Origin of the sequence: Bradyrhizobium sp. Ghvi (assembly GCF_900115265.1) — a bacterium.
GTDB lineage: Bacteria > Pseudomonadota > Alphaproteobacteria > Rhizobiales > Xanthobacteraceae > Bradyrhizobium.
Map to the genome: position 1 here is coordinate 46,921 of NZ_FOVU01000005.1, position 23,283 is coordinate 70,203.

The 23,283-nt window shown below is 59.0% G+C and carries 21 protein-coding genes; 17 read left to right on the forward strand and 4 right to left on the reverse strand.

Features of this window, described 5'->3' with window-relative positions; translation table 11 throughout:
* The first annotated feature begins 3 nt into the window (after nucleotides 1-3).
* Both BM374_RS19655 and BM374_RS19660 read left to right on the forward strand, forming a co-directional pair.
* On the forward strand, nucleotides 4-1,560 hold the full coding sequence (locus BM374_RS19655) for a 4-hydroxyphenylacetate 3-hydroxylase family protein (protein WP_092295140.1): 1,557 nt from the start codon (nucleotides 4-6) through the stop codon (nucleotides 1,558-1,560).
* A 41-nt stretch (nucleotides 1,561-1,601) separates the two neighbouring features.
* A complete protein-coding gene (locus BM374_RS19660; RefSeq protein WP_092296857.1) occupies nucleotides 1,602-2,042 on the forward strand; it encodes an SRPBCC family protein in 441 nt (146 codons plus the stop codon).
* A 229-nt stretch (nucleotides 2,043-2,271) separates the two neighbouring features.
* On the opposite strand, the gene BM374_RS19665 is transcribed toward BM374_RS19660, so the two are convergent.
* The 3 genes from BM374_RS19665 to BM374_RS19675 all read right to left on the reverse strand — a co-directional run bounded on the left by BM374_RS19665 (nucleotide 2,272) and on the right by BM374_RS19675 (nucleotide 4,306).
* On the reverse strand, nucleotides 2,272-2,994 hold the full coding sequence (locus BM374_RS19665) for an LrgB family protein (RefSeq protein ID WP_092295142.1): 723 nt from the start codon (nucleotides 2,992-2,994) through the stop codon (nucleotides 2,272-2,274).
* A complete protein-coding gene (locus tag BM374_RS19670; RefSeq protein ID WP_092295144.1) occupies nucleotides 2,991-3,377 on the reverse strand; it encodes a CidA/LrgA family protein in 387 nt (128 codons plus the stop codon). The genes BM374_RS19665 and BM374_RS19670 overlap by 4 nt, the downstream gene beginning before the upstream one ends.
* A 134-nt stretch (nucleotides 3,378-3,511) precedes the next feature.
* Nucleotides 3,512-4,306 (reverse strand): FadR/GntR family transcriptional regulator, encoded by a 795-nt coding sequence (locus tag BM374_RS19675; protein WP_244552640.1) that lies wholly within the window; start codon nucleotides 4,304-4,306, stop codon nucleotides 3,512-3,514.
* A 96-nt stretch (nucleotides 4,307-4,402) separates the two neighbouring features.
* Between BM374_RS19675 and BM374_RS19680 the strand changes: the two genes are divergently transcribed.
* From BM374_RS19680 to BM374_RS19715, 8 genes are all read left to right on the forward strand, one after another.
* Nucleotides 4,403-5,941, forward strand: a complete 1,539-nt coding sequence (locus tag BM374_RS19680) for a sugar ABC transporter ATP-binding protein (RefSeq protein ID WP_092296860.1) — start codon at nucleotides 4,403-4,405, stop codon at nucleotides 5,939-5,941.
* A gap of 57 nt (nucleotides 5,942-5,998) precedes the next feature.
* The gene (locus BM374_RS19685; protein WP_092296863.1) at nucleotides 5,999-6,982 is read left to right on the forward strand and encodes an ABC transporter permease; all 984 of its coding nucleotides are present in this window, start codon (nucleotides 5,999-6,001) and stop codon (nucleotides 6,980-6,982) included.
* An 89-nt stretch (nucleotides 6,983-7,071) separates the two neighbouring features.
* A complete protein-coding gene (locus tag BM374_RS19690) occupies nucleotides 7,072-8,058 on the forward strand; it encodes a substrate-binding domain-containing protein (RefSeq protein ID WP_092295146.1) in 987 nt (328 codons plus the stop codon).
* 15 nt (nucleotides 8,059-8,073) lie between these two features.
* Nucleotides 8,074-9,186, forward strand: coding sequence for an aldo/keto reductase (locus BM374_RS19695; protein ID WP_502689450.1), 1,113 nt, complete (start codon nucleotides 8,074-8,076; stop codon nucleotides 9,184-9,186).
* Between the two features lie 27 nt (nucleotides 9,187-9,213).
* Nucleotides 9,214-10,263 carry an aldo/keto reductase gene (locus BM374_RS19700; protein WP_092295150.1) on the forward strand — a complete coding sequence of 350 codons (1,050 nt, stop codon included), beginning with the start codon at nucleotides 9,214-9,216 and terminating at the stop codon, nucleotides 10,261-10,263.
* Nucleotides 10,260-10,742, forward strand: a complete 483-nt coding sequence (locus BM374_RS37960) for a hypothetical protein (RefSeq protein WP_143270222.1) — start codon at nucleotides 10,260-10,262, stop codon at nucleotides 10,740-10,742. Before BM374_RS19700 ends, BM374_RS37960 begins: the two co-directional genes overlap by 4 nt.
* The gene (locus BM374_RS19710; protein ID WP_092295154.1) at nucleotides 10,739-11,587 is read left to right on the forward strand and encodes an N-acyl homoserine lactonase family protein; all 849 of its coding nucleotides are present in this window, start codon (nucleotides 10,739-10,741) and stop codon (nucleotides 11,585-11,587) included. The genes BM374_RS37960 and BM374_RS19710 overlap by 4 nt, the downstream gene beginning before the upstream one ends.
* A 39-nt stretch (nucleotides 11,588-11,626) precedes the next feature.
* Nucleotides 11,627-12,607 (forward strand): aldo/keto reductase, encoded by a 981-nt coding sequence (locus tag BM374_RS19715; RefSeq protein ID WP_092295156.1) that lies wholly within the window; start codon nucleotides 11,627-11,629, stop codon nucleotides 12,605-12,607.
* 205 nt (nucleotides 12,608-12,812) lie between these two features.
* Here the strand turns inward: BM374_RS19715 and BM374_RS19720 are convergent, their stop codons facing one another.
* Nucleotides 12,813-13,697: a beta-keto acid cleavage family enzyme gene (locus tag BM374_RS19720; protein WP_092295158.1), complete on the reverse strand. Its 885-nt coding sequence runs from the start codon at nucleotides 13,695-13,697 to the stop codon at nucleotides 12,813-12,815.
* 177 nt (nucleotides 13,698-13,874) lie between these two features.
* Between BM374_RS19720 and BM374_RS19725 the strand changes: the two genes are divergently transcribed.
* The 7 genes from BM374_RS19725 (at nucleotide 13,875) to pyk (ending at nucleotide 22,995) form a co-directional block, all read left to right on the forward strand.
* Nucleotides 13,875-14,783 carry a LysR substrate-binding domain-containing protein gene (locus tag BM374_RS19725; RefSeq protein WP_092295160.1) on the forward strand — a complete coding sequence of 303 codons (909 nt, stop codon included), beginning with the start codon at nucleotides 13,875-13,877 and terminating at the stop codon, nucleotides 14,781-14,783.
* 49 nt (nucleotides 14,784-14,832) lie between these two features.
* Nucleotides 14,833-16,269: a ribulose-bisphosphate carboxylase large subunit family protein gene (locus BM374_RS19730; protein WP_244552641.1), complete on the forward strand. Its 1,437-nt coding sequence runs from the start codon at nucleotides 14,833-14,835 to the stop codon at nucleotides 16,267-16,269.
* Complete coding sequence (locus BM374_RS19735; protein WP_092295164.1) at nucleotides 16,266-17,654, forward strand: four-carbon acid sugar kinase family protein; 1,389 nt, start codon at nucleotides 16,266-16,268, stop codon at nucleotides 17,652-17,654. The genes BM374_RS19730 and BM374_RS19735 overlap by 4 nt, the downstream gene beginning before the upstream one ends.
* Before the next feature lie 84 nt (nucleotides 17,655-17,738).
* Entirely contained in the window at nucleotides 17,739-19,616 is a 1,878-nt protein-coding gene (locus BM374_RS19740) for a TRAP transporter large permease (protein ID WP_092296866.1), read from the forward strand.
* 48 nt (nucleotides 19,617-19,664) lie between these two features.
* On the forward strand, nucleotides 19,665-20,693 hold the full coding sequence (locus BM374_RS19745) for a TRAP transporter substrate-binding protein (protein WP_092295166.1): 1,029 nt from the start codon (nucleotides 19,665-19,667) through the stop codon (nucleotides 20,691-20,693).
* 26 nt (nucleotides 20,694-20,719) lie between these two features.
* Nucleotides 20,720-21,505, forward strand: a complete 786-nt coding sequence (locus tag BM374_RS19750) for an SDR family NAD(P)-dependent oxidoreductase (protein ID WP_177248419.1) — start codon at nucleotides 20,720-20,722, stop codon at nucleotides 21,503-21,505.
* 74 nt (nucleotides 21,506-21,579) lie between these two features.
* The gene (gene pyk / locus BM374_RS19755) at nucleotides 21,580-22,995 is read left to right on the forward strand and encodes a pyruvate kinase (protein WP_092296869.1); all 1,416 of its coding nucleotides are present in this window, start codon (nucleotides 21,580-21,582) and stop codon (nucleotides 22,993-22,995) included.
* Nucleotides 22,996-23,283: the final 288 nt, after the last annotated feature.

The window sequence follows — 23,283 nt, forward strand, 5'->3', positions numbered from 1 at the left end:
TAGATGGATCAGGACGCCGCTATCGATGGTCTCGCCACACTTGCTCGGGAGCCGATCCGCAGCGGCGCCGATTATGTCGCAAGCCTGAGGGGCCGCAAGCTCAAGGTCTATCTGATGGGCGAAGCGGTCGCTGAGCCGGTCGATCATCCGATCATCCGGCCCTCGATCAATGCCGTCGCGGAAACCTACGATCTCGCCAACGACAACCCCGAGCTGGCGTCGGCGACGTCGCCATTGACCGGCAAGCGCATCAACCGCTTTCTGCATATCGCGACCAGCCCCGCAGACCTGGTCATGCAGAACAAGATGCAGCGCAGGCTCGGGCAGTTGACGGGAACTTGCTTTCAGCGCTGCGTCGGCATGGACGCGTTGAACGCGCTGCACTCCGTGACCCATGATCTGGACCGCAAGTACGGCACGGGCTACCACGATCGGTTCAAGGACTTTCTCGCGCGGGTCCAACGCTCCAATCTTGTGATCGGCGGCGCGATGACCGACGTGAAGGGTGATCGCGGCAAATCGCCGTCGCAGCAAGCGGATCCCGATCTCTTCGTCCATGTCACGCGGCGTACGTCGCAGGGCGTCTTTATCAGCGGGGCCAAGGCGCATCAGACAGGTTGCTTGAACTCGCATTGGCTCATCGTCATGCCGACGATGAGGTTGGACCTGGACGACAAGGACTACGCCATCGTCGGCGCGCTCCCTGTTGATGCGAAGGGCATCACCTACATCTATGGCCGGCAATCCTGCGATGCCCGCAGCGCCGAAGAGGGCGACATCGACGCGGGCAATGCGCGGTTCGCCGGCCAGGAAGCCATGATCGTCTTCGAGGATGTGTTCATCCCGGCCGAGCACGTCTTCATGGACGGCGAGGTGGAATTTGCATCTGCGCTGGTCGAACGCTTCACCTGCTATCATCGGCGCAGCTACGTCTGCAAAACCGGCGTCGGAGACGTTCTGATCGGCGCAGCGGCGACGATCGCAGACTATAACGGCGTCGAGCGCGCCTCCCATATCCGCGACAAGCTGGTCGAGATGACCCATCTCAACGAAACCATCTACGGCGCGGGCATCGCCGCGAGCCACCAGGGGATCGCGATGAACTCGGGGGCGTACCTGCCGGACGAGATGCTTGCGAACGTCTGCAAGCACCACGTCACGCGCTTGCCCTACGAGATCGGCCGGCTGGCGCAGGATCTCGCGGGCGGGCTGATGGTGACCTTGCCGTCGGAACGCGAGCTGCGCCATGAGACGATCGGTCCCCTGATCGAAAAATATCTGAAAGGCCGGCCGGAAGTTGCGACGGAGGACAGGATCCGTGTTCTGCGCCTCGTCGAGAACATGACGCTGGGCAGGAACGCGGTCGGATATCTGACGGAATCAATGCATGGGGCGGGTTCGCCGCAGGCGCAACGGATCCAGATCGCGCGGTCGATGCAGATCGACTTCAAAAAGGAGTTGGCCAAGGCGCTTGCCGGCATTTCGTCGACATCGCGGGCGGAGATCGAGGACGATCTATCGACTTACATGGCCCGGGTATTCGCGCCCGTTCGCGATTGAGGCGCGGAGGCTGGTTCAGCTCGAGCTTTTTGGAGACGACAATGGCTATGACAATGACGGGCGAGATCCAGCTCGCCGCACCGAGGGAGGTCGTTTGGGCCAAACTGAACGACCCCGCGGTTCTGAAAGCCTGTATTCCCGGATGCGAGGAACTGGAGGAGATCGACCGTCAAGGATTTCGCGCCGTCGCAAAGATGAGGGTGGGGCCTGTTTCGGCGCGGTTTAGAGGCAAGGTCACTCTCACCGACCTCGACCCGCCGAACAGCTACAATATCGCGGGAGAAGGCGAGGGCGGTGTCGCGGGCTTCGCAAAGGGCGGCGCAAAGGTCAGGCTTCTCGAGCGAGACAATGGCACGCTTTTGACGTATCAGGTCGAGGCGCAAATCGGCGGAAAGCTTGCGCAACTGGGGCAGCGACTTGTCAACGGCACGGCGAAGAAACTGGCAGATGAGTTCTTTACCAATTTCGCGCGGTCACTTTAATTAACGACCGCTCGTCCAATTCGCCTGAGCAACCCTAGTTTACCATCGCTTGCCAGCCGAATGTTCTCTGCGTAGGGGAATCTTGGATACCGACAAAACACGCCCACGCGCAGCGGCATTGTGTAAGGCGCAAGCGGCGAGGGCGCCAACGTCTATCCATCGAGACTGTCAGTTCTCCTACACCTTTGACGCTGCAAGCCGCAAGTCGATACGCGATGGGATCGACGCATCAGTGCAGCAGCAATGTTACCGCGAGCGGCACCAACAACGACGTTACAAGCGCATTCAGGCCCATGGCGATGCCAGAAAAAACGCCGGCCACTTCGTCGACTTGAAACGCGCGTGCGGTGCCGATGCCGTGCGCAGCGATGCCGACCGCGAAACCGCGGGCGCGAAAATCAGTGACGGCGATCCGATTCATAAGCGGAGTGACAATGATGGCGCCCATGATGCCGGTGAGGACGACCGAAACGGCCGTCAGAGATGCGTCGCCATGCAGGGATTCGCTGATACCCATGGCGACACCGGCAGTGACCGATTTCGGCGCCAGCGAGAGGATGACCGCCTGTGGCAGACCAAAGGCCCGGGCGAACAGAACGACGGAGACGATGGCTGTGATAGAGCCGGCGATCAGTGAGATAAGCATCGGCACGATCGCAGCTACGACGCGTTTGCGGTTGTCATAGAGTGGTACCGCGAGTGCCACTGTAGCTGGACCGAGCAGGAAGTGCACAAACTGCGCGCCGGAAAAGTACGTGGTGTAAGAGGTGTTCGTGATGAGCAGGAATCCGCCGATGATCCAGATTGAGTGAAGGACCGGATTTGCCAGCGGATGGCGATGGGTCGCAAGCGAGACGGCATCTGCGATGGCATAGACGGAGAGCGTTACGGTCAGCCAGAGGAGAGGCGACTGCGAGAGATAAACCCAAAGAGAGAATGAGTTTCCGTTCATTGCTTTGCCTGGTTTCTCGCGAGCAGGCGGCTGACTGCGAGGAATGTGGCGACGGTCGCGAGCAAAGTGACGACCACCGACGCAGCCAGCGTCAGCAGGATTCCGACACCATGTTCGACAACCAGGTCGAGCCTCTGCACAACACCGACCCCGGCAGGAATAAATAACAGAGATAGATGGGTGAGCAGGCCGCGGCCCGTGCTCTCGACGGCATCGTTGTGCAAAGGGCCTCGACGGAGCGCAGCGTAGCGATCGCGCGTCAAGAGAAGAAGCAGCAAGAATGACAGGCCGAGCACCGGTCCCGGCATCGGTAGGTTGAGGCCGCGCACGATCGCTTCGCCGGCCAGCTGGCAGAGCAGAATCAAGCTCAGGCTTCCGATCATGAGAAATGTCCGTTGCGTGACAGACGATCCGCGATGGAGTCTGTGCGCTCGCCTTGCGGAGCGATAAATCGTTAGAGGGCGCTCCTACCGAGACGAGCGCAAATGGCCGAAGCGCAACCTGACGCCGCTGGAAGCTACGCTGCCGGAATCTTCAGAGACGACATGAAGTGCTCCATGTTCGCCTCGACGCTTTCTCGGCTGAGCAAACCTGTCTTCTGATCGCGGATCATTGCGTACATCTTCTCGTGCAGCCCAACGGCGCGATAGCGCCCACTGACCTCCAGCGATTTGCGAACCCAAGGAGCGACCATGTTCAGAACAAAGTCAGCGATCACCACGATGAGTTTGTTGCCCGCTGCCGCATAGACCGCGCGATGAAAATCAAGGTCGGCCTCCAGCAGCTTCTCGATTGGCGAGTTGGGATCCTCGGAGAGAGCCTTCAGCCGGTCGATGCTTTCGCGCATAATTGCCAGATCACGATCGGTGCGCCTGATCGAAGCCAACTCTGCGCAGTTTCGATCGAAAATGTACCGGAGCTCCATCAGCATCTCAGGTGAAGAATCCTGAAGATAGAGCTGGAACATCATCAGTGGCATCACGGCAGTGCCTTCGTCCTTGCGGATGTAGTTGCCGTGCCCATGCCGCGTTTCGATCAGTCCTGAGACCGCAAGCGTCTTCATCGCCTCGCGGATAGGGGTGCGGCTGATGCCGAGCTTTTCTGCAAGCTCCTTCTCGTTGGGCAGCTTGTCACCTGGGTTCAAATTTCCCTTGGCAATTTCGCCGGTGATGTAATTCAGCGCAACTTCGACACGCGTGGGTAGCTTCTTGTTCTCCATTTGCTCCATCGGTCGCTCGTAGCTCTCATTTTCCGCCGCCGTCGCATTGCGATCACATAAGCCGCCGCGCGACCAGATCAAACCAACGAACATTCACAAGGTAGGAGGTATGATCTCAGTTGACAACAGGTATAAGGTATGACCTCATATCTCTGGCGCAGACGCCAAGACGTCCGCTGGAGGAAATCAATGCTTTCGTTGCCCGGGGCAGAACCGGAAGCCCGCGATCACGCTGCCATCGGGCTGCACGATCAGCCGCTGCTGGTAGCGGAAGGAATCGCCAAGTCTTTCAACGGAGTTCCGGCGCTGCGTGACGGTCGACTGACCGTCAGACGTGGAACTGTGCACGCCCTCTGCGGTGGCAATGGCGCCGGTAAGTCGACGTTTCTGAACATTGTGATGGGCTTGCTGCACCGCGATGAAGGCAGCATTCGCATCGAGGGAGTCCCCGTCGACTTCAGAAGTGCCGCCGATGCTCTGCGGCATGGCGTGGCGATAATCACACAGGAGCTATCTCCGGTTCCCGAGATGACCGTTGCCGAGAACATCTATCTGGGGCGAGAGCCGAAGATCGGTGGTCTCGTCGTCGACTTCCCGAAGATGCGGCGCGCCGCAAAGCAGCTTCTCGACGACCTCGAGTTCGACGTCCCAGTCGGCGCCTGCATGCGAGACCTGAGCCTGGCCCAGGTTCAGCTCGTCGAAATCGCCAAGGCGCTTAGCTACCGCGCGGACATCGTCATCATGGACGAGCCGACCTCGGCAATCGGCGAGCACGAGGTGCACATCCTGTTCAATGCGCTCAAGCGGATAAAAGCGCGTGGATCTGGAATCGTCTACGTGTCGCACAAGTTGACCGAGATATTCGAGATCGCGGACGAATACACAGTCTTCCGCGATGGGCGCTTCATCGAGAGCGGCCCTATTTCCTCGATCGACCGAAATCATCTTGTTACGCAGATCGTCGGTCACGAAATCAAGACGGTCGAAAGGGGGCAGCCGAACGAGGGCGCTCCGATCCTGCTCGAAGTGCGTTCGTTGTCGCGCGGGTCTCACTTCAAGAATATCTCCGTCAATGTTGCCGCCGGCGAGATTTTGGGCATCTACGGTTTGCTCGGTTCAGGTCGGACGGAGTTTCTGGAAACGGTCTATGGCATCCACGCCCCGTCCGAGGGGGAAGTCTTCCTCGATGGGAAGAGAGTGGATCCAGGCAATCCCAAGAAATGCATCCAGCAGGGCATGGCTATGGTCCCCGAGGATCGGAAGGACGTTGGTCTCGTCCTTTGCGGATCCATCGCACACAACATCGCCTTATCGTCGCTGGCACTCCGCGCCGTGAGCGGCTTCGTTCGCCGTAAGGCGGAGGCAGCGGCGACCGATCGGATGATGCGGTTGAACCGGATCAAGGCGGCTTCCCCACATGTCGCTGTGGAAACGCTTAGTGGCGGAAACCAGCAGAAAGTGGTGTTCGCCCGGTGCCTCCTCACCAACCCGCGCTTGCTGATCTGCGACGAGCCGACACGTGGCATCGATGAGGGGTCCAAGCAGGAGATCTATGCCTTTCTCCGCGAGTTTGCTGCGAAGGGCAATGGGGTGCTCGTCGTCTCATCGGAGGCGCCGGAGATACTCCAGATCAGCGATCGTATTGCCGTCTTTCGGCAAGGGCGGCTCGATCATGTCGTGGACGGGCGCGAGACCTCCCAGCAGATGCTAACCGACCTCGCGAGCTAAGGCAGATCGATTAATTCTCGAAAACTGGCACGTGTGCCGTCGAAGCGAGGAGTGGACATGGTGGCCAACACAATGAGCAACGTCACATCGGATGTCAGATCCAGAAAGATTGCGGCTGTGGGGCCCTACCTGAAATCATTCAGCATCGTCATCGTGTTCGTGGTGATCTCGGCGTTCTTCGCCGTAGCCAACGAATACTTCATGACCTGGCTGAACTGGGTGAATCTGTTACGGCAGTCGTCGATCAACGGCATTCTGGCGATCGGTGTGACGTTCGTCATTCTCACAAAGGGCATAGACCTTTCAGTCGGCTCGGTAATGGCCCTAGCCGGTATGATCGCTGCCAGCCTTGTGACCTCGACCAACCAACATTTGGTGCTGTGGGCGATCCTGGCAGGAGCGGGGACCGGCGCGGCACTTGGCCTGGTGAACGGGGTGATCGTGACAAGCTTCAACGTGCCCCCATTCGTTGCGACCCTTGGCATGCTGAGCATGGCCCGCGGCATGACGCTCATTTTTTCTGACGGGCGACCCGTTCCCAACCTTTCCGAGTCGTTCCGCTGGATCGGTGGCGGCAGCGTGGCGGGCGTTCCCATGCCGGTCTTGATCCTCTTTCTTGTGTTTGCCGTCGGGTGGATCGTCCTCTCTTACACGACCTTCGGACGTTACGTGTACGCGGTTGGAGGAAACGAGAAGGCGGCCAAGACGAGCGGCATCTCCACGCGGACCGTGGTCGCATCCACCTACGTCATCTCGGGCCTCCTCGCCGGACTCGCTGGCCTGGTGCTCACGTCCCGCACAACCGCCGCACTTCCGCAGGCTGGCATCGGTTACGAACTCGACGCAATAGCGGCGGTGGTGATCGGCGGGACCAGCCTCGCGGGCGGCCGAGGCTCGCTAGTCGGGACGCTGTTCGGCGCTCTCATCATCGGAACGATCAACAACGGCATGGATCTGATGGGGGTGTCTTCCTACTACCAGCAGCTTCTCAAGGGCGCGATCATCATCGTCGCCGTCATGCTTGATCAATTTCGCAAGTGATACTGCGAAGACGATTACAGACCGTGGAACGCGGCTGTAACGCCCACACGGGCAATTGTTAGCTGACTACATCTCAATCGGAGGAGACGATGAAGGTTACGCGTAGATCGACGTTGGCGGGTTTTGCCGCTGCTGCAATGATTCTGTCGACCGGTACGGCCTTTGCTCAAAGCAAGATTCGGATCGCCGCCTTGTCGTTCGGAGAATCGGGCGAGTACATGAAGGCCTGGTCCAGCGAGATCCAGAACCATCCTGCGGTCAGGGATGGCTCTGTTGCAGTCACGATTTTCGATGGCAAGTACGATCCGCTCGTCCAAGCGAACCAGATCGATACGGCTATCACGCAAAAATTCAATGCCATCATCATGGCGCCATTCGATCTTCAAGCGTCGGCGCCGGCAATCGACAAGGCGATCGCCGCCGGCATTCCGGTGATCGTATCGGCCCTGAAGACCGCGTCGAAGGGTTATACCGCCTCCATCATTGTCAACGACACCGAGGGAGGGCGTATCATTGGCGAGCAACTTGGCAAGCTGCTGCCCAACGGCGGCAACGTCGTTCTTATGGAGGGGCCGATCGGCCAGTCGGCACAGATCGAACGTAAGGCTGGTGTCGACGCGGGTTTGGCCAAGTTTCCGAAGCTGAAACTGCTCGCCAGTAAGTCTGGAAACTGGAGCAGAGCCGAGGGCCAAGCACTCATGGAGAACTGGTTGCTCGCGCACCCCGGCAAGATCAATGCCGTGCTCGCCGAGAACGACGAGATGGCGCTCGGTGCGATCGAAGCCATGAAGAGCGCCAAGGTCGATTTTAAATCGGTTCCGGTGCTTGCGATCGACGGCATTCCCGATGGCAAGCGCGCGGTGCAGAGAGGCGAGATGACCGTGACACTGTACAAGTACGCTCGCGCGGAAGGCCAGGGCGCGGTCGATCTCGCTCTGCGCGCCATCAAGGGTGACAGCTATAAGCCTCAGTCGGAAATCTGGAACTCGTTGATGGAATGGAAGGGCGGGACCGAGAAGGACTACGTCGTTCCGTGGCTGCTTTTGGATTCGTCGAACGTCGCTAAGTACATGTAGCTTCAATTGGCGCGCATGCGTGACGCCGTCGTGCGCGCCAATCCTCAAATAGGGATTCTCGATATGGTGGCTCTGGAGAAGAGAGTGCTTCCGAACGGCCGCGTGAATTTGACCGCGCTTGGGCTCGGAACATCGCCCCTTGGCGGCTGTGGCGTGCCAGTTAGCTTCGAGACGTTCGAGGCTGTGATCTTGAAGGCTTACGCGCTGGGCGTACGGTACTTCGACGTTGCACCGCTCTACGGCCTCGGGAAGTCCGAGCATTTCCTCGGCCATGTGCTACGCGTTCATGGCCTGCGCTCTGAGGTGGTTGTGAGTACCAAAGCCGGACGGCTCCTGAAGCCGGCCAGCCGCTCCGCCCGTGCGGAGAGCCTGTATGGAATCAATTGGGTCGATCCGCTGCCTTTCGTCGATGAATATGACTACAGCTACGACGGCATTATGCGCTCCTTCGAGGACAGCCAGCAGCGCATGGGGCTCGACCATATCGACATCCTCTTCCTGCACGATGTCAGCGGAGTCTGGCACCGCGAGAGCTATCCGACATACCTGAGGCAGCTCCGCGAAACCGGATACCGCGCGTGCGACGAACTCCGTCGCTCGGGAGCGGTCAAGGCCATCGGTCTCGGCGTGAATGAAACGGCTTCGGTGCTTGAAGTGGCTGCGGAGTTCGATCTCGATTGCTCGCTCGTAGCGGGACGTTACACGCTCCTGAACCATGCACCGTTGACCGACTTCTTCCCGGAAGCCCAGCGTCGCGGCATCGGCATCATCGCCGGCGGCGTCTATAATTCAGGTATCCTGGCGGAAGGTAGCCGGGGAAATGCGCTGACACGGACATACGACTACCAGGCCGCTCCTGAATCCATCGTGCGCCGAGTAAAGGCGCTGGAGGTCATTTGCGAGCGCCACGAAGTGAGGCTGGCCGATGCGGCTTCCCAGTTCGTTTATGCGCATCCGGCCGTGACTTCGGTGGTTCAGGGCGCGCTCACCACAGCGCATGTCGAGCAGAACGTGGCTTCGATATCGGCGCCAATTCCTCAAGCGTTTTGGTTGGACCTCAGGAGCGACGGCCTGATTCCCAGCGAAGCTCCACTGCCGAATGGGGCTTCCTCGGTACTGTCCGACTGACATTCTAAGACAAATAGGAGAAGAGCTATGTTTCCGCTCGAAAGGCGAACTCTAGGCAGCACCAAAGTTTCCGTCACGTCCGCGGGGCTCGGGACGGTGCCTCTTTCCGGGTTCAATGTCGGGGTGTCCTATTCCGAATTTGAGGCTGTCATCAAGGCAGCATTTGATCTAGGCGTGCGCTACTTCGATTGCGCACCGATGTACGGTCTCGGAAAGTCCGAGCATTTCCTCGGCCGCGCTCTCCGCGACCTCGGCATCCGCGATCAGATTGTCGTGAGCACGAAGTGCGGCCGGGTACTCAAGCCAGCCAGCCGAACACCGAAGCTCGACACGGTTTATGGCATCGAATGGGTTGATCCGTTCCCGTTCAGGGACACGTACGACTATACGTACAACGGCGTGATGCGCTCGTTCGAGGACAGTCAGCATCGTTTGGGTCTCGATTATATCGATGTACTTCTGGTCCACGACGTGGGACGCGCATGGCACGGCGATCAGGCAGAATTCTACTGGAACCAACTCCGTGAGAGTGGGTACCGTGCGCTCGACGAGCTGAAGAGTTCGGGTGCTATTGGTGCGGTCGGGGTGGGAGTGAACGAGACCGACTCGGTTGTTGGAGTAGCGCGCGAATTTCCAATTGACTGCGCGTTGATCGCAGGTCGATACACGCTGCTCAACCACGCCCCCCTCGACGGGCACTTCGACGAGCTGCGGTCGCGGAATGTCTCGGTGATTGCGGGCGGCATTTACAATTCAGGCATCTTAGCTGCTGGATCGAAGGCGGCGGCCTCGACGTATGACTACCAGCAGGTCCCGAGCGCCATCCTGGAGCGCGTCCGATCAATCGAGAAAGTGTGCGAACGACACGGCGTCGATTTGCCGACCGTCGCGACCCAGTTCGTGCAAGCGCATCCCGCTGTCGCCACTGTGGTTCAGGGCGCGAAGTCGATAAGCGAGGTTACCCAGAACGTCCACGCTGTCTCGGCGCGGATACCCGCTGCTCTCTGGCAGGACTTGAAGGTATTCAACCTAATCCCATCGAATGCTCCGGTTCCTGAAGGCGGGCGCTCCTCGTGAGCAGCTTTCTAAGCGCACAATTCCGTGCCGACGATCCCTTCGAGGGAATTGCACCGGGTTCAGCGGTCGCTGAATACGATATCGTCATCGGACCGGTCATCCGCTATCTGCGCGATGTTGTGACTGATCGCTCTGTTCGTCTTCTCGCGAATTTCGTTGGGACGTCCCATCTGGCAGACGAGCGCCAGCCGGACGCCGGCGATCCGGATCATGTGTACGATATTCTTGCAGCGGTCCGGGTGCCGGTGCAGCGGCGGCACGAGCATCATCATGTGAACCAGGCGTTGCATCTACTGCTGCCGCCGCGGGCAGCCGCCCAGACGGCATATCAGCCCACGTCCGAGGCGACATTATTGTCTGCGGCCTGGAATCATCTGCGACGGGCGAGCCCGATCGGTTGCGGTGGCTTGATCGATCTGCGGCAATGTTGCGGTCAACTAAATCTTGGTGCTGACCATCTGATCGGAGTGTCCGAATGACAAGATATGCCATCACGGTGCTCGAATACGCAGCCAGTCCAAAACATCCGACAAGCGGGGTGCTGTACGGCCGTCACAACAGCGGAAGCATGAACCTGCCGTTTGCCTATGTGCTCCTGCGCAGCAGCGACACGGTCGTTTTGGTTGATACGGGCTATGATCAGTCGGATTTCGGAGGTGAGATCGCCAATGCCATCGGCGTCACCGGCTGGACCCCGCCTTCTGAGGTCTTGGGTGCCGTCGGCATTCGCCCCGAGGATGTGCAGCACGTGTTCCTTACACACGCTCATTTCGACCACATGGGCGGGCTGGACTACTTCCCAAACGCCAAATTCTATATCCAGAAGCGCGAGATCGAGAGCTGGATCTGGGCCATGTCCAAGGGGCGTCGTTTTCGATCCCTCCTCGGTGGCATCAATCCTGCCGATATCTTGAAGCTCGTGGATCTCGGGCTGAAGAATCGGCTGGTCGTGCTGGACGGTGCGTCGCACGACGTCCTGCCGAATATCGATCTTCTTCCCGCCTTCGACACGCACACGGCAGGTTCGCAGTACGTGGTGGTTCGCAACGGCGGAAGCATCGAGGACCGATGGGTCCTTACCGGCGACGTCGTCTACACGTATGAAAACTTGCACGGAGGCGATCGGGATGACCCATGCTTCGTGCCACCAGGACTTGCGACGGGAAGTCAGACCAATCTAATTCTCACGGCAGAAGAGATGCTCGCCAGCGTGAGCGGCGACATGCGGAGGCTCGTGCCCGTTCACGAGGAAAAGCTCAAGGATCACTTCCCATCTCGGGTGAGTGATCGGGGACTGAGGATTATTGACATCGCGACACTTTGAAACAGCTTAGGTGCAGGCGAGGCAGCAAGGGTATCGCTCATGGATTACATACGTTTGGGCCGTTCGGGCCTCAAGATTTCGCGGATTGTACTTGGCTGTATGAGTTACGGAGTCGGGGAGCGAGGGAATCATCCTTGGACCCTAGGCGAGGGCGATAGTCGGCCATTCATACGGAAGGCTCTCGATTCCGGGATCAATTGCTTCGATACGGCTAACGTGTACTCGGACGGTACGAGCGAGGAGATCGTCGGCAAGATTCTCAAGGAAATGGTACCGCGAGACGAAATCGTGATCGCTACGAAGGTCTACGGCCGCATGCGCCCGGGACCAAACGGGATCGGCCTTTCGCGAAAGGCAATTCTTGCCGAAGCGGAAGCCAGTCTCCGGAGGCTCGGCACTGACTATATCGATCTGTACCAGATCCATTTCTGGGACAACGACACGCAAATCGATGAGACTCTTGAAGCCTTGAACGACCTCGTACGAAGCGGGAAGGTACGCTACATCGGTGCGAGCAATGTCTATGCGTGGCAATTCGCCAAGGCATTGTACCGATCTGACGCGAATTCGTGGGCGCGTTTTGTCTCCATGCAGTGTCATTTGAATCTTCTTTACAGAGAAGAGGAGCGAGAAATGCTTCCGCTCTGTCGGGACGAAGGCGTCGGTGTGATTGCGTTCAGTCCGCTTGCCCGGGGCCGGCTCACCCGCCCCTGGACTGAGAGAAGCTCTCGCTCCGATACTGATAACGTAACGGCACAGTTCTACGGCCATGCCGAAGCCGCCGACCGCAGCATCGTCGACGCAGTTACGGATATTGCGACGGAACGACGGGTGGCGCCAGCGCACGTGGCGTTGGCATGGGTCGCTGCGAAGGCTGGAGTGACGGCACCAATTGTTGGTGCGACCAAAACGCAGCACCTTGACGATGCAATTGCAGCGCTCGGCCTGAAGCTTACATCCGATGAAATAGGCAGACTGGAAGAACGCTACGTGCCTCATACCGTGGTTGGATTGAAATAGAGTGTAGCTCGATCGGACTTGTTCATTCGGCATTAAGCGAGGGTTGCGCCCGCAAGCTGCACCTGCCGCAAAAAAAAGTGCCGGGATCTATTGAGATCCCGGCACAGTCAGGGAGAACCTCGGAGATGTGCAGAATTCCTGGTATCGTTGGCTGATTTTTACCGAAGGGCGTTATCCGGCGCCGATCGTATCGAGATGCGCCGCATCAGGAGATTTCGAGAATCTCCCGGACGTCATCTGGCGAGGCGATCTCCCGGCCGCATCCTCTCGCGATTATGCAAGTGCGGCGGACGAGTTCCTCGTTAGTCGGACGGCCGAGCTCAATGTACGGGTAGTCTCCAATCCCCGGAGCGATATTGCCGCCACGCCTCGCGACGCCCTCGCACAGATCCAACAAATTTCCGCCGACAATATTGGCAGTCCAGCTGTGCCGGACGCTCTTGGGCAGAAACGGCAAGAACGCGTCCAATCCTTCGAGCGTGCCGGGATGGCCCGTCAGATACGGCCCATCGGTCATGTTGAGCAGGAAGTAGCCGGGCTCGGCCACGAGGCCCATCTCCATGAATGCCAGCGCGCGTCGCACAAAGCCGATCGACCAGCAGGTCATCTTCGGCTTGATGCCGGCATTCTTCAGGGAGCGAAAGTAGTGCTCCACCGCGTTGGTTCGATTCTCGTAAACGCGATCGGAGTGCGAAAAGCCGAGCTTCTCACGGTCGAACACGTCGAGATTGGTGCTGCCGGTGTCAATCGGAACGATGTCCGGTCTGGTCGCCGGGTCCTTGGCAAGTTCGAGAATGCAGTTAATCCGCGCATTCGGCTCGGTATCGTTGGCGAAGAAGCCGAGCGTTGGCAGGATCAGCATGTCGCATTTCTGCCGAACCTTTCGGATGATCTCAGCGTTCCTTTCGGCGGTATGGAGCGGCGCCCCGTCGTCCGCACGAGCGTGGAAGTGAAGAATTGAAGCCCCAGCTTCGCGGCAGCGAGCTGCCGTCTCGGCGATTTCATCTGCCGTCCAGGGAACATGAGGGTTTCCATCCCGCATCGCGTATTCGTTCACGCGGGCCTCGACGATCATCTTGTTGTGCGTCATTTTTGATGCCTCATGCCAACGACCAGGCAGACTTCAAGGCCGTCCGTAGTGGGTTGCGCCAGCCATGATCGAGCGTTGCCCCAGCTTAAGACTCCGGCGCAGAACCCCCAAACGACTTTTAACGCCGCCCTTGTGATAAAAGCTCACAGCCGCTAGAATGTCATTTTGAGGGGACGAATGGCGCGTCCAAAGCCTTCGCTCAACGCGTTACGTGCTTTTGAAGCAACAGCGCGGTTGCGCAGTATGACTGCGGCTTCGCTCGAGTTATCGGTGACTCATGGGGCGATCAGCCGCCATATTCGATCGCTCGAAGAATTGCTTGGCGTTCCGCTCTTGGTGCGAACGTCCTCCTCGACAGACCCGACCCCTGAGGGGAGTCGCCTGGCTGAAGGCCTCACCGCTGCATTCAATCTTATAGATGGTAGTGTCGAGCAGATATTGCCTGGACCGCTGACAGTTTCATGTTCGGCGACCATCATGATGTATTGGCTAATTCCCCGCCTCGCGGCGTTTCACGAAGCGCATAAGAACATCGATCTCCAGTTCAATATGAACTACGATCAGGTGGACTTCATCCGCGACAAGGTGAGTATCGCGATACGTTCCAGCACCATCGCGCCACCCAAGGATGTTGTCATAAAAGAGCTTGCGCGGGAGTGGATTTCCCCCGTTTGTGCGACTTCCTATGCGAAGGCGAACAGGCTCCAAAAGCCGGGCGACATCGCGAACTGCCGTCTGTTGGGTACGCGGACGCGTCCGGAGGCCTGGTCGGATTGGCTCGACGAGTTGGGGCTGCGGCAAGATGTACGCATTCAAGAATCCTACGAACACTTCTATTTGCTAATCCAGGCCGCGCTGTGCGGCCTTGGTTTGGCGCTAGTCCCCACGATGTTTGTCCTCGAGGAAATCAACAGTGGAAGGCTGGTCGCGCCATTCGGCAGCATCCCCGGCAAGCGAAGGTTGATGCTTTGGACCGCTCCTCACGTGGCGACCCGTCCTGAAAGTAGGGCGGTTTCCCACTGGCTCATGCGCGAGATGTCCACCACCGCGAACATGTGTGCAGCCTTGGGCAGCGTGGACGCCTAGTTCAATCCTTCGAAGCCCCGAGCGGTGTTGGATCCGTGGATCGCACGATGTGAGTTTTTCTCACACCTTGCTTCATCAATATCGTTTGCTGCCGCGGTGTACTCAAGGTCAGATGTGCCCGTCCATCATACGAACGGGTTCTGTAGGCCGTCCGGATGAAAGAGACGAACTTTGGGAAGAAACGCAGCAAACCTCGACAGGGCGTACCATGCGCAGCGATAGTCCGCGATCTGAGTTTACCGCCCGATATCTCGTCGAGACCGGCGATAGGGTGGCGAGGGCAGCGGAAGTCATTGCCGGGGAGCAATCGAGCGGGACGTTTCTTGCGTTACCCGGGGAAACCGATGAGCTCAAGAAGCGATCGCGAGCCCGGGTGATTAGCGTAACCGAGCTTCCGCCTGTCGATAACCCGACTCTGCGCAGTTCCTTCTTCGAGAAAAACGATCGTCCAAAAGCGTTTCATCGCGGCGAGATCGAAATCGCATTTCCGATTGACAATGTAGGCTTCAATATCCCGACGCTCTTGGCGACCATTGCGGGAAATCTGTTCGAACTCGGCGAAACGACGGGCCTCCGGCTCCTCGACATCGAGATGCCCGTCAGCTACGCCGCTGGCTTTCCTGGTCCGAAGTTCGGTGTCGACGGGACCCGACGTTTGGCCGGAGTTATTGATCGGCCATTGATCGGTACGATCCTGAAACCCAGTATTGGTATGTCTCCGTCTGAGACCGCCGTGCTCGTCGATAAGATTTGCGAGGCCGGCATAGACTTCCTCAAGGACGACGAACTGATTGCGGATCCGCCGTATGCGCCCTTTGAAGAGCGTTTGAAGGCTGTGTTCCCCGTCATCGAAAAGCATGCCGATCGCTTGGGTCGAAAGCCGATGTACGCAATCAACATCAGTGGCTCGATCGACGACATGCGACGTCGCCACGACCTGGTGCTGGAAGCCGGCGGCACGTGCGTGATGGTGAGTGTCAACTGGTGCGGTTTTTCGGCAATTGAACATCTGCGAACGTACACTGATCTACCGATCCACGGTCACCGCAACGGCTGGGGCCTGTTTACACGTCACCCATGGCTCGGCTTCGACTTTGCCGCGTTTCAAAAGCTATGGCGCCTGACCGGTGTCGATCATCTGCATGTCAACGGCCTGAGGAGCAAATTCTGGGAGCCGGATGATTCGGTCATTGCTTCGGCCAGGTCTTGTCTGGCGGCCTTTTCAGGCGTCAAGCCGATGATGCCAGTCTTCTCGTCGGGGCAATGGGCAGGACAAGCCGGTGACACGTTTGCGCGGCTTGGAAGCATCGATCTGATGCATTTGGCAGGAGGTGGCATCATGGGCCATCCAGGTGGGATTGCTGACGGTGTCATGAGCCTGCGCGAGGCTTGGGAAGCCGCTGTTCAAGGCGTGCCAGTAACAGAATACGCCAAATCCCATCGGCCATTGCAGCTCGCTATCTCCAAGTTCGGAGGCGCGTCGTGACGCAAGGTCGATATCGGCTTGCCTTCTACGGCGACGATTTCACAGGATCGACTGACGCCCTTGAGGCCGTGGCCTTCGCCGGGCTGCGTGCGGCACTGTTTCTACGTCCCCCGACGCCAGACGTCTTGAAGCATTTCGGCGACCTAGAGGTTGTCGGCCTCGCGGGAGTGAGCCGCGGCATGTCTTCCGCCGAGATGACTGAGCACCTGCCGGGAGATTTCCGATACCTTGCATCGCTCGGAGCACCAATTGTGCACTACAAGGTGTGCTCAACTTTCGACAGCTCGCCCGAGATCGGCAGCATCGGCCGGGTGATCGAGATCGCGAAGTCCGTGTTCCGTAACGATCCGATCTCGATCGTCGGCGGAACGCCTTCGCTGCAACGATACTGCCTCTTCGGCAATCTATTTGCCCGATCCGGGACGGATGGGAACATCTACAGGATCGACCGCCACCCGATCATGAGCGTTCATCCCGTGACGCCGATGAACGAAAGCGATCTGGCCGTCCATATCGGGCGGCAGGCAGCACTCAAGATTGAAAAGCTCACGTTGCCCTTCCTTGATCAGGATTATGCGAGGGCCGCCGACCGGTTCGCAGAGCTGACGAAATCTGCGCCTGATGCGATATTGCTGGATTCCGCGAATGCGTCGCAACTTACACAGGTCGGCCGACTGATCGCCGATCGCGCGGCCGGGAATCGAAGCGCATTTGTGGTCGGCCCGTCGGGTGTGGAATATGCTTTGATGCAATGGTGGCGTGAGGCCGGGATCATTCCTCCGCCGTCTGAAAACTATGGTAACCCGTCCCCGGTTGACCAAGTGCTTGCCGTGTCCGGCAGTGCTTCCTCGCTGACGGCCCTGCAGATCGGCGCAGCCGTACGGGCCGGTTTTGCCGAAGTTCCTCTTGATGCAGCCGACTTGCTTGATCCCGACAAGCATGGCGCCATCGCGACCCAAGTCGTCCGAAGCGCCACTTCTCTTCTGAAGGAAGGGCGTAGCGTCATATTGCATACGGCCCGCGGTCCGGATGATCCGCGGATCGGAAAGATGATCGAGAAGCTCGTCGGGGGCGGAATGTCTCGCGAGCTCGCCAAGCATGAAGGCGGCCGTAATCTCGGCCGGAAGCTCGGACAACTCGTCAGTGACATCCTCGATGTGGTACCTTTGAAGAGATTGCTGCTGTCCGGCGGTGACACGTCGAGCCAGGTCGCCCAGCTACTGGACATAGACGCCCTCGAAATTGCGGCCCGCGTAAGTCCAGGCGTTCCGCTCTGCAGAGCCAGAGCGACACGCGGGCAGTTGGACGGACTTCAGATAGCGTTCAAAGGCGGTCAACTCGGCGAAGAAAAGTTCTTCGAACACGGGTGGCTAGGCAAAGTCTAACAAAAGCGAAACAGGGAAGATGCCGTGAGTGTCCCATCGATGCCCTCGGGCGGCGTGGTTACGCACGATGGTGCGAGCGACGCCATGTCGTGCGCGGCTCTGCCGAAAGCCGTGGAGAACTCAAGCAAGAACGTTGCGCTAGCCGCTGCGGACGGCGTCGACCGAGTGATCGGTCGACTGCTCGAGGTGTGCGTCTCCATACTCCTCGCCGCCGAGATCCTGCTGCTGTTTGCCGGAGTTCTGGCGCGCTACGTCTTTCTCAAGCCGATCATTTGGTCGGACGAACTCGCGTCCATGCTGTTTCTCTGGCTCGTGATGCTGGGCTCTGCCATCGCGTTGCGACGCGGCGAGCACATGCGGATGACGGCCCTGTTCGCTTTCGTATCGCCGCGGATGCGAGCGCAACTCGACGCAATCTCATTGGCGGCCTCGCTCGGACTGGTCGTCCTGCTATTCCCAGCCACGCTTGAGTACGCCATCGAGGAAGCGATCGTCAGAACTCCGGCGATGGACCTCTCCAATGCGTGGCGCGCCACCGCTGCACCCGTTGGCTTCGGGTTGATGGGCATATTTGCACTGCTTCGGCTCGTTCGCCTCGCTGATACGAGACTGATCTTTTCTTCGCTCGGCACAGTCGCGCTCATTGTGGGCCTGTTTTGGTTGCTCCAGCCGCTCTTTGGGCCGCTTGGCAACATCAATCTTGTCATCTTTTTCGTCGTGGTGGTGGCGTGCGCCGTATTCACCGGCGTGCCGATCGCCTTTTCGTTCGGCCTGGCGACGTTCGGCTATCTCATGCTCACCACGAGGACGCCGCCGCTCATCATCGTGGGCCGCATTGACGAGGGCGTCAGCCATCTGATCCTACTTTCGGTTCCTCTGTTTGTATTCCTCGGCCAGCTCATCGAAATGACAGGCATGGCACGGGCCATGGTTGCTTTCCTTGCCAGCCTGTTGGGTCATGTGCGTGGCGGACTATTGTACGTCCTCGTCGGAGCGATGTACCTCGTATCCGGCATCTCGGGATCTAAAGCTGCGGACATGGCGGCGGTTGCGCCTGTTCTTTTCCCCGAGATGAAGCGCCGCGGCGCCAAGGAGGGAGACCTTGTCGCGTTGCTCGCGGCAACAGGCGCCCAGACCGAGACAATTCCCCCCAGCATCGTCCTTATCACGATCGGGTCGGTTACGGGTGTCTCGATCGCGGCCTTGTTCACCGGAGGCCTGCTACCTGGCGTCATCCTGGCGATCACGCTCTGTTGCGTCATCGCGTGGAGGTACCGCAACGAGGACCGCAGCCTCGCCCGTCGTGCCTCCGCCAAGGAGATCGGCAAGACATTTTTGGTCGCCGTGCCGGCAATCGCACTGCCGTTCGTCATTCGCTCTGCGGTCATCGAAGGCGTGGCGACCGCGACCGAGGTGTCCACGATCGGCATATTCTATGCGCTCGTCGTCGGAGCTCTGTTCTACAGGCAATTCGACTGGCGGCGTATTAAGCCTATGCTCGTCGAGACCGCCAGCTTGTCCGGCGCAATTCTGTTCATCATCGGCACCGCGACGTCGATGGCATGGAGTTTGACGCAATCGGGATTCTCGCGCTCGCTCGCCGTGGCGATGAAGCAGCTGCCAGGCGGGTCAATGAGTTTCATGGCGGTGTCCATCGTGGCCTTCGTCGTACTGGGCAGTGTGCTCGAGGGCATTCCCGCGATCGTTCTCTTCGGGCCGCTGCTTTTTCCGATCGCTCAAGCGCTCGGAATCGATCTCGTGCACTATTCGATGGTCGTCATATTGGCGATGGGCGTCGGGTTGTTCGCACCGCCATTCGGCGTTGGCTACTACGCAGCTTGCGCGATCAGCAGGGTAAGCCCGGACGCTGGAATGAGACCCATCGTGGGCTACATGGCGGCCCTGTTGATCGGGCTCGCGATCGTGGCGCTCGTCCCGTGGATATCGACGGGATTCCTGTAGGCGCTGATGCCCACACCATAAGAGTACAAACCACGTAGGAGGGAAGCGATGAAACGGACTTTCAATCGCAGAACGTTTCTTCAGGGGACCACGGCAGCAGCTCTGGCCGTTGGGGTTGGATATCCTATTAAAAGCGTTCGGGCGGCCGCGGAGTTCCGCCTTCGCTGGGGTTTCAATCTCGCCGAGTCTCATCCGATTACGGCGCGCGCCAGAGAGGCGGCTGAGCGCGTACTGACGGAAACGAAGGGACGGGTGGAAATCAACGTGTTTCCCAACAACCAGCTCGGCGGCGACACCGACATGCTGTCGCAACTGCGCGCCGGCGGGCTCGATCTGTTCCTCAATTCCGGGATCAATGTTCTCTCGACGATCGTCCCGTCGGCATCGATTTACGGATTGGGGTTTATCTTCCCCGACTATGATGCCGTCTGGAAGGCGATGGACGGAGAGCTCGGTGATGCGTTGCGGCTTGCTATCGGAAAAGCGAACCTCGTACCCGTGGGCAAGATGTGGGATAACGGATTCCGCAACATCACCACAAGCACAAAGCAGATCAACACCCCCGCCGATCTGAAGGGCGTCAAGATCCGCGTGCCGGTCGGCGCGCTCTGGACGTCGATGTTCCAGGCCTTTGGTGCCGCACCGACAACGATCAACTACAGCGAACTGTATTCCGCGCTGCAGACCAAGATCGTCGACGGTCAGGAAAATTCGTTGGCGAATATCTTCACCGCGAATCTGTTCGAAGTGCAGAAATACTGCGCTTTAACCGGCCACATGTGGGACGCCTTCTTCTGCGTCGCAAATAAGCGGAACTGGGACGCTATTCCCGAGGATCTCCGCAAGATCATCGCTACTGCAATCAATGATGCCGCGATGGCTGAGAGAAAGGATATGGCAACGCTCGCGACATCCCTACGTGGAGATCTGTCAAAGAAGGGCCTCATATTCAACGAGCCGGATGTTGCGGCCTTCCGGGATGCGCTTCGCACTGCGGGATTCTACAAGGAATGGCGTGCAAAGTACGGCGAGGAACTGTGGACGACGCTTGAGCGCACCGCCGGAAAGTTAACCTGAGACGACGAAGCTGGAGTTAGATCGATATGAGATTGAACAATAAGGTGGCGCTCGTCACCGGTGGCGCGCGCGGTATCGGCTTCGCGATTTCCAAGGCGTTGGCGCGAGAAGGGGCTCGCATTGTCATCGCGGACCTCAACGTGGATGGCGCGAAGACATCGGCGTTGATGCTCGAGAACGCAAGTCGCGAGCATCTCGGCTTGAGGGTGGATGTAGCGAACCAGGAGTCTGTGACCGAGTTGTTGGATGAAATCGTCCAGCAGTGCGGCGGATTGGACATTCTGATCAACAATGCCGGCATCGGTGGCAATACGCCCTTCCTCGATATCAAGCTCGAGGATTGGCAACGAATGATCTCGATCAATTTGACGGGTGCATTCATCGTAGCGCAGGCGGTTGCGCGCCAGATGGTCAATCAGGGCCGCGGCGGAAAGATCATCAACATTGCTTCGCTTTCGGGACAGCGCGGTGGAAACGGACGAGGCGCATATGGCGCCGCCAAAGCCGGGCTGGAGTTGCTCACGAAGGTTATGGCGGTCGAGCTCGCGCAGCACCGGATCAATGTCAACAACATTGCTCCAGGAGCGATCGAAACCGATATGGCCAAGACGGCACACGACCCGGCGACGCGGAAAGCCTATGAATATCTCATCCCAATGAGCCGCTATGGGCTTCCGGAGGAAATTGCCGATGCCGCGGTTTTCCTGTCGTCGGACGAGAGCCGATACGTTCACGGCCACACATTGAACGTCGACGGAGGATTCCGGGAGGCCGGCTTGATGTTCGGGCCTGACAAGACACCTCCGCGATAGCCGGAGATTGACACACATTGAGGAACCGCTTCGTCCGGGAGCGGTCCTGATTGGCCGATGGAGAGATTACTGACGTGCGCCGAAATCGCCGAGCAAAGATAGTAGCGACCGTTGGACCGGCATGCTGCGAACCAGAGATGCTTCGAAAGTTGTTCGAGGCCGGGGTCGATACGTTTCGTCTCAACTTCAGCCACGGTGCGAAGCAGGACCATGCCAAGGTTCACGCCGCGATCCGAGATCTGGAGATCGAGATGGGCAGGCCGATCGGTATTCTGCTCGACCTCCAGGGACCCAAGATTCGTATCGGTACGTTGCGCGAAGGGAGCCTGACGCTGGTGGCGGGCGAGACCGTCCGGTTCGTTCAGGAAGGCACCGAAGGTGATCGGGATGCGATCCCATTGCCGCATCCGGAGGTGTTTGCGGCGGCAGCGCCGGGGCACGATCTATTGATCGACGATGGACGGCTGCGAGTTCGCGTCAAATCGCTCGACCGCGAGAGCCTTGAAGCCGAGGTGATCATCGGCGGAAAGCTCTCCAACCACAAAGGAGTTAACCTGCCGGGGACGATCCTCGATCTGTCGCCACTTACTCCGAAAGACCGTGGAGACCTCGATTTCGGTCTTCGACTGGGCGTCGATTGGGTGGCGCTATCGTTCGTGCAACGGCCGGGAGATCTCATTGAGGCGAGGGGACTGATCGGGGATCGGGCAGGCCTCGTCGCGAAGATCGAGAAGCCGGCGGCCCTCGATCGAATTGATGACATCATTAGTCTGTCCGACGCGGTCATGGTGGCGCGAGGCGATCTTGGCGTCGAGATTCCTCATCAAGACGTTCCTGGCCGACAAAAGGAATTGGTACGGGCCTGTCGATTGGCAGTAAAGCCGGTAATCGTGGCCACGCAGATGCTCGACTCCATGGTCGCTTCGCCGACGCCGACCCGCGCGGAGGCGTCGGATGTAGCGACGGCCATCTACGATGGAGCCGACGCGGTAATGCTGTCCGCGGAGTCTGCCGTAGGCCGCTACCCGCGTGAAGCAGTGGAGATGATGGACAGCATTATCCGCAGCACAGAACGTCACAAGATGTATCGTTCTATCGTCGATGCTTTGCGCCCGGAGGAGGAGCAGACGGCCCCTCACGCGGTGGCCGCGGCGGCTGCGGGATTAGCATCTGCGATCCATGCCTCTGCGATCGTCGTCTACACATCTGGAGGCACGACCGCAGCTCGCATTGCCCGTCGCCGTCCGGATGTGCCTGTTCTTGCAGTGACTCCAAGTATGGACACTGCGCGCCGGCTTTGCTTGCTCTGGGGTACGCACAGTGTGTCGTCAACCGACGTGAACGACTACGAGGAGATGGTGTCTCGGGCCGTCTCTACCGCGGTCGGCGAAAAGTTCGCTGAAAGCATGGACACGGTAGTGATCGTCGCGGGAATCCCATTCGCGCAGGCCGGTACCACGAACAACATCCGCGTCATGACGGTGCCTTGAGCTTCTGTAAGCTTAACGCACATCGCCGTTACAACTGGTCGTTGGCAATTATCCACTCTCATCGCGCCTAGTGGCGGCTTCTACGCTTCGCAGACTAAGAGGCATGCCAAGGAAAAAGAGTTGGAAGCTGGCGCGCTGCTACGCGTCAATTAGATGCGTGGTCGCTCGCATCTGACCAGCGCATTTACTCGCTCTCATGGCGGGTAGTCGGGGAAACGAGGGATGCTACCTAACCTGAAAACCGCGGATCTGGTCTGGCTGGTGGCACAAGGCCCATTCTGCCGGGCG

Coding starts and splice junctions, on each gene's coding strand:
- BM374_RS19720 (WP_092295158.1), bottom strand. CDS start 13,697: ATGACGCACAACAAGATGATCGTCGAGGCCCGCGTGAACGAATACGCG.
- BM374_RS19725 (WP_092295160.1), top strand. CDS start 13,875: ATGGCGCGTCCAAAGCCTTCGCTCAACGCGTTACGTGCTTTTGAAGCA.
- BM374_RS19675 (WP_244552640.1), bottom strand. CDS start 4,306: ATGTTCGTTGGTTTGATCTGGTCGCGCGGCGGCTTATGTGATCGCAAT.
- BM374_RS19685 (WP_092296863.1), top strand. CDS start 5,999: ATGGTGGCCAACACAATGAGCAACGTCACATCGGATGTCAGATCCAGA.
- BM374_RS19660 (WP_092296857.1), top strand. CDS start 1,602: ATGGCTATGACAATGACGGGCGAGATCCAGCTCGCCGCACCGAGGGAG.
- BM374_RS19680 (WP_092296860.1), top strand. CDS start 4,403: ATGCTTTCGTTGCCCGGGGCAGAACCGGAAGCCCGCGATCACGCTGCC.
- BM374_RS19690 (WP_092295146.1), top strand. CDS start 7,072: ATGAAGGTTACGCGTAGATCGACGTTGGCGGGTTTTGCCGCTGCTGCA.
- BM374_RS19665 (WP_092295142.1), bottom strand. CDS start 2,994: ATGAACGGAAACTCATTCTCTCTTTGGGTTTATCTCTCGCAGTCGCCT.
- BM374_RS19670 (WP_092295144.1), bottom strand. CDS start 3,377: ATGATCGGAAGCCTGAGCTTGATTCTGCTCTGCCAGCTGGCCGGCGAA.
- BM374_RS19700 (WP_092295150.1), top strand. CDS start 9,214: ATGTTTCCGCTCGAAAGGCGAACTCTAGGCAGCACCAAAGTTTCCGTC.
- BM374_RS19710 (WP_092295154.1), top strand. CDS start 10,739: ATGACAAGATATGCCATCACGGTGCTCGAATACGCAGCCAGTCCAAAA.
- BM374_RS19655 (WP_092295140.1), top strand. CDS start 4: ATGGATCAGGACGCCGCTATCGATGGTCTCGCCACACTTGCTCGGGAG.
- BM374_RS19695 (WP_502689450.1), top strand. CDS start 8,074: ATGCGTGACGCCGTCGTGCGCGCCAATCCTCAAATAGGGATTCTCGAT.
- BM374_RS19715 (WP_092295156.1), top strand. CDS start 11,627: ATGGATTACATACGTTTGGGCCGTTCGGGCCTCAAGATTTCGCGGATT.
- BM374_RS19750 (WP_177248419.1), top strand. CDS start 20,720: ATGAGATTGAACAATAAGGTGGCGCTCGTCACCGGTGGCGCGCGCGGT.
- BM374_RS19745 (WP_092295166.1), top strand. CDS start 19,665: ATGAAACGGACTTTCAATCGCAGAACGTTTCTTCAGGGGACCACGGCA.
- BM374_RS19740 (WP_092296866.1), top strand. CDS start 17,739: ATGTCGTGCGCGGCTCTGCCGAAAGCCGTGGAGAACTCAAGCAAGAAC.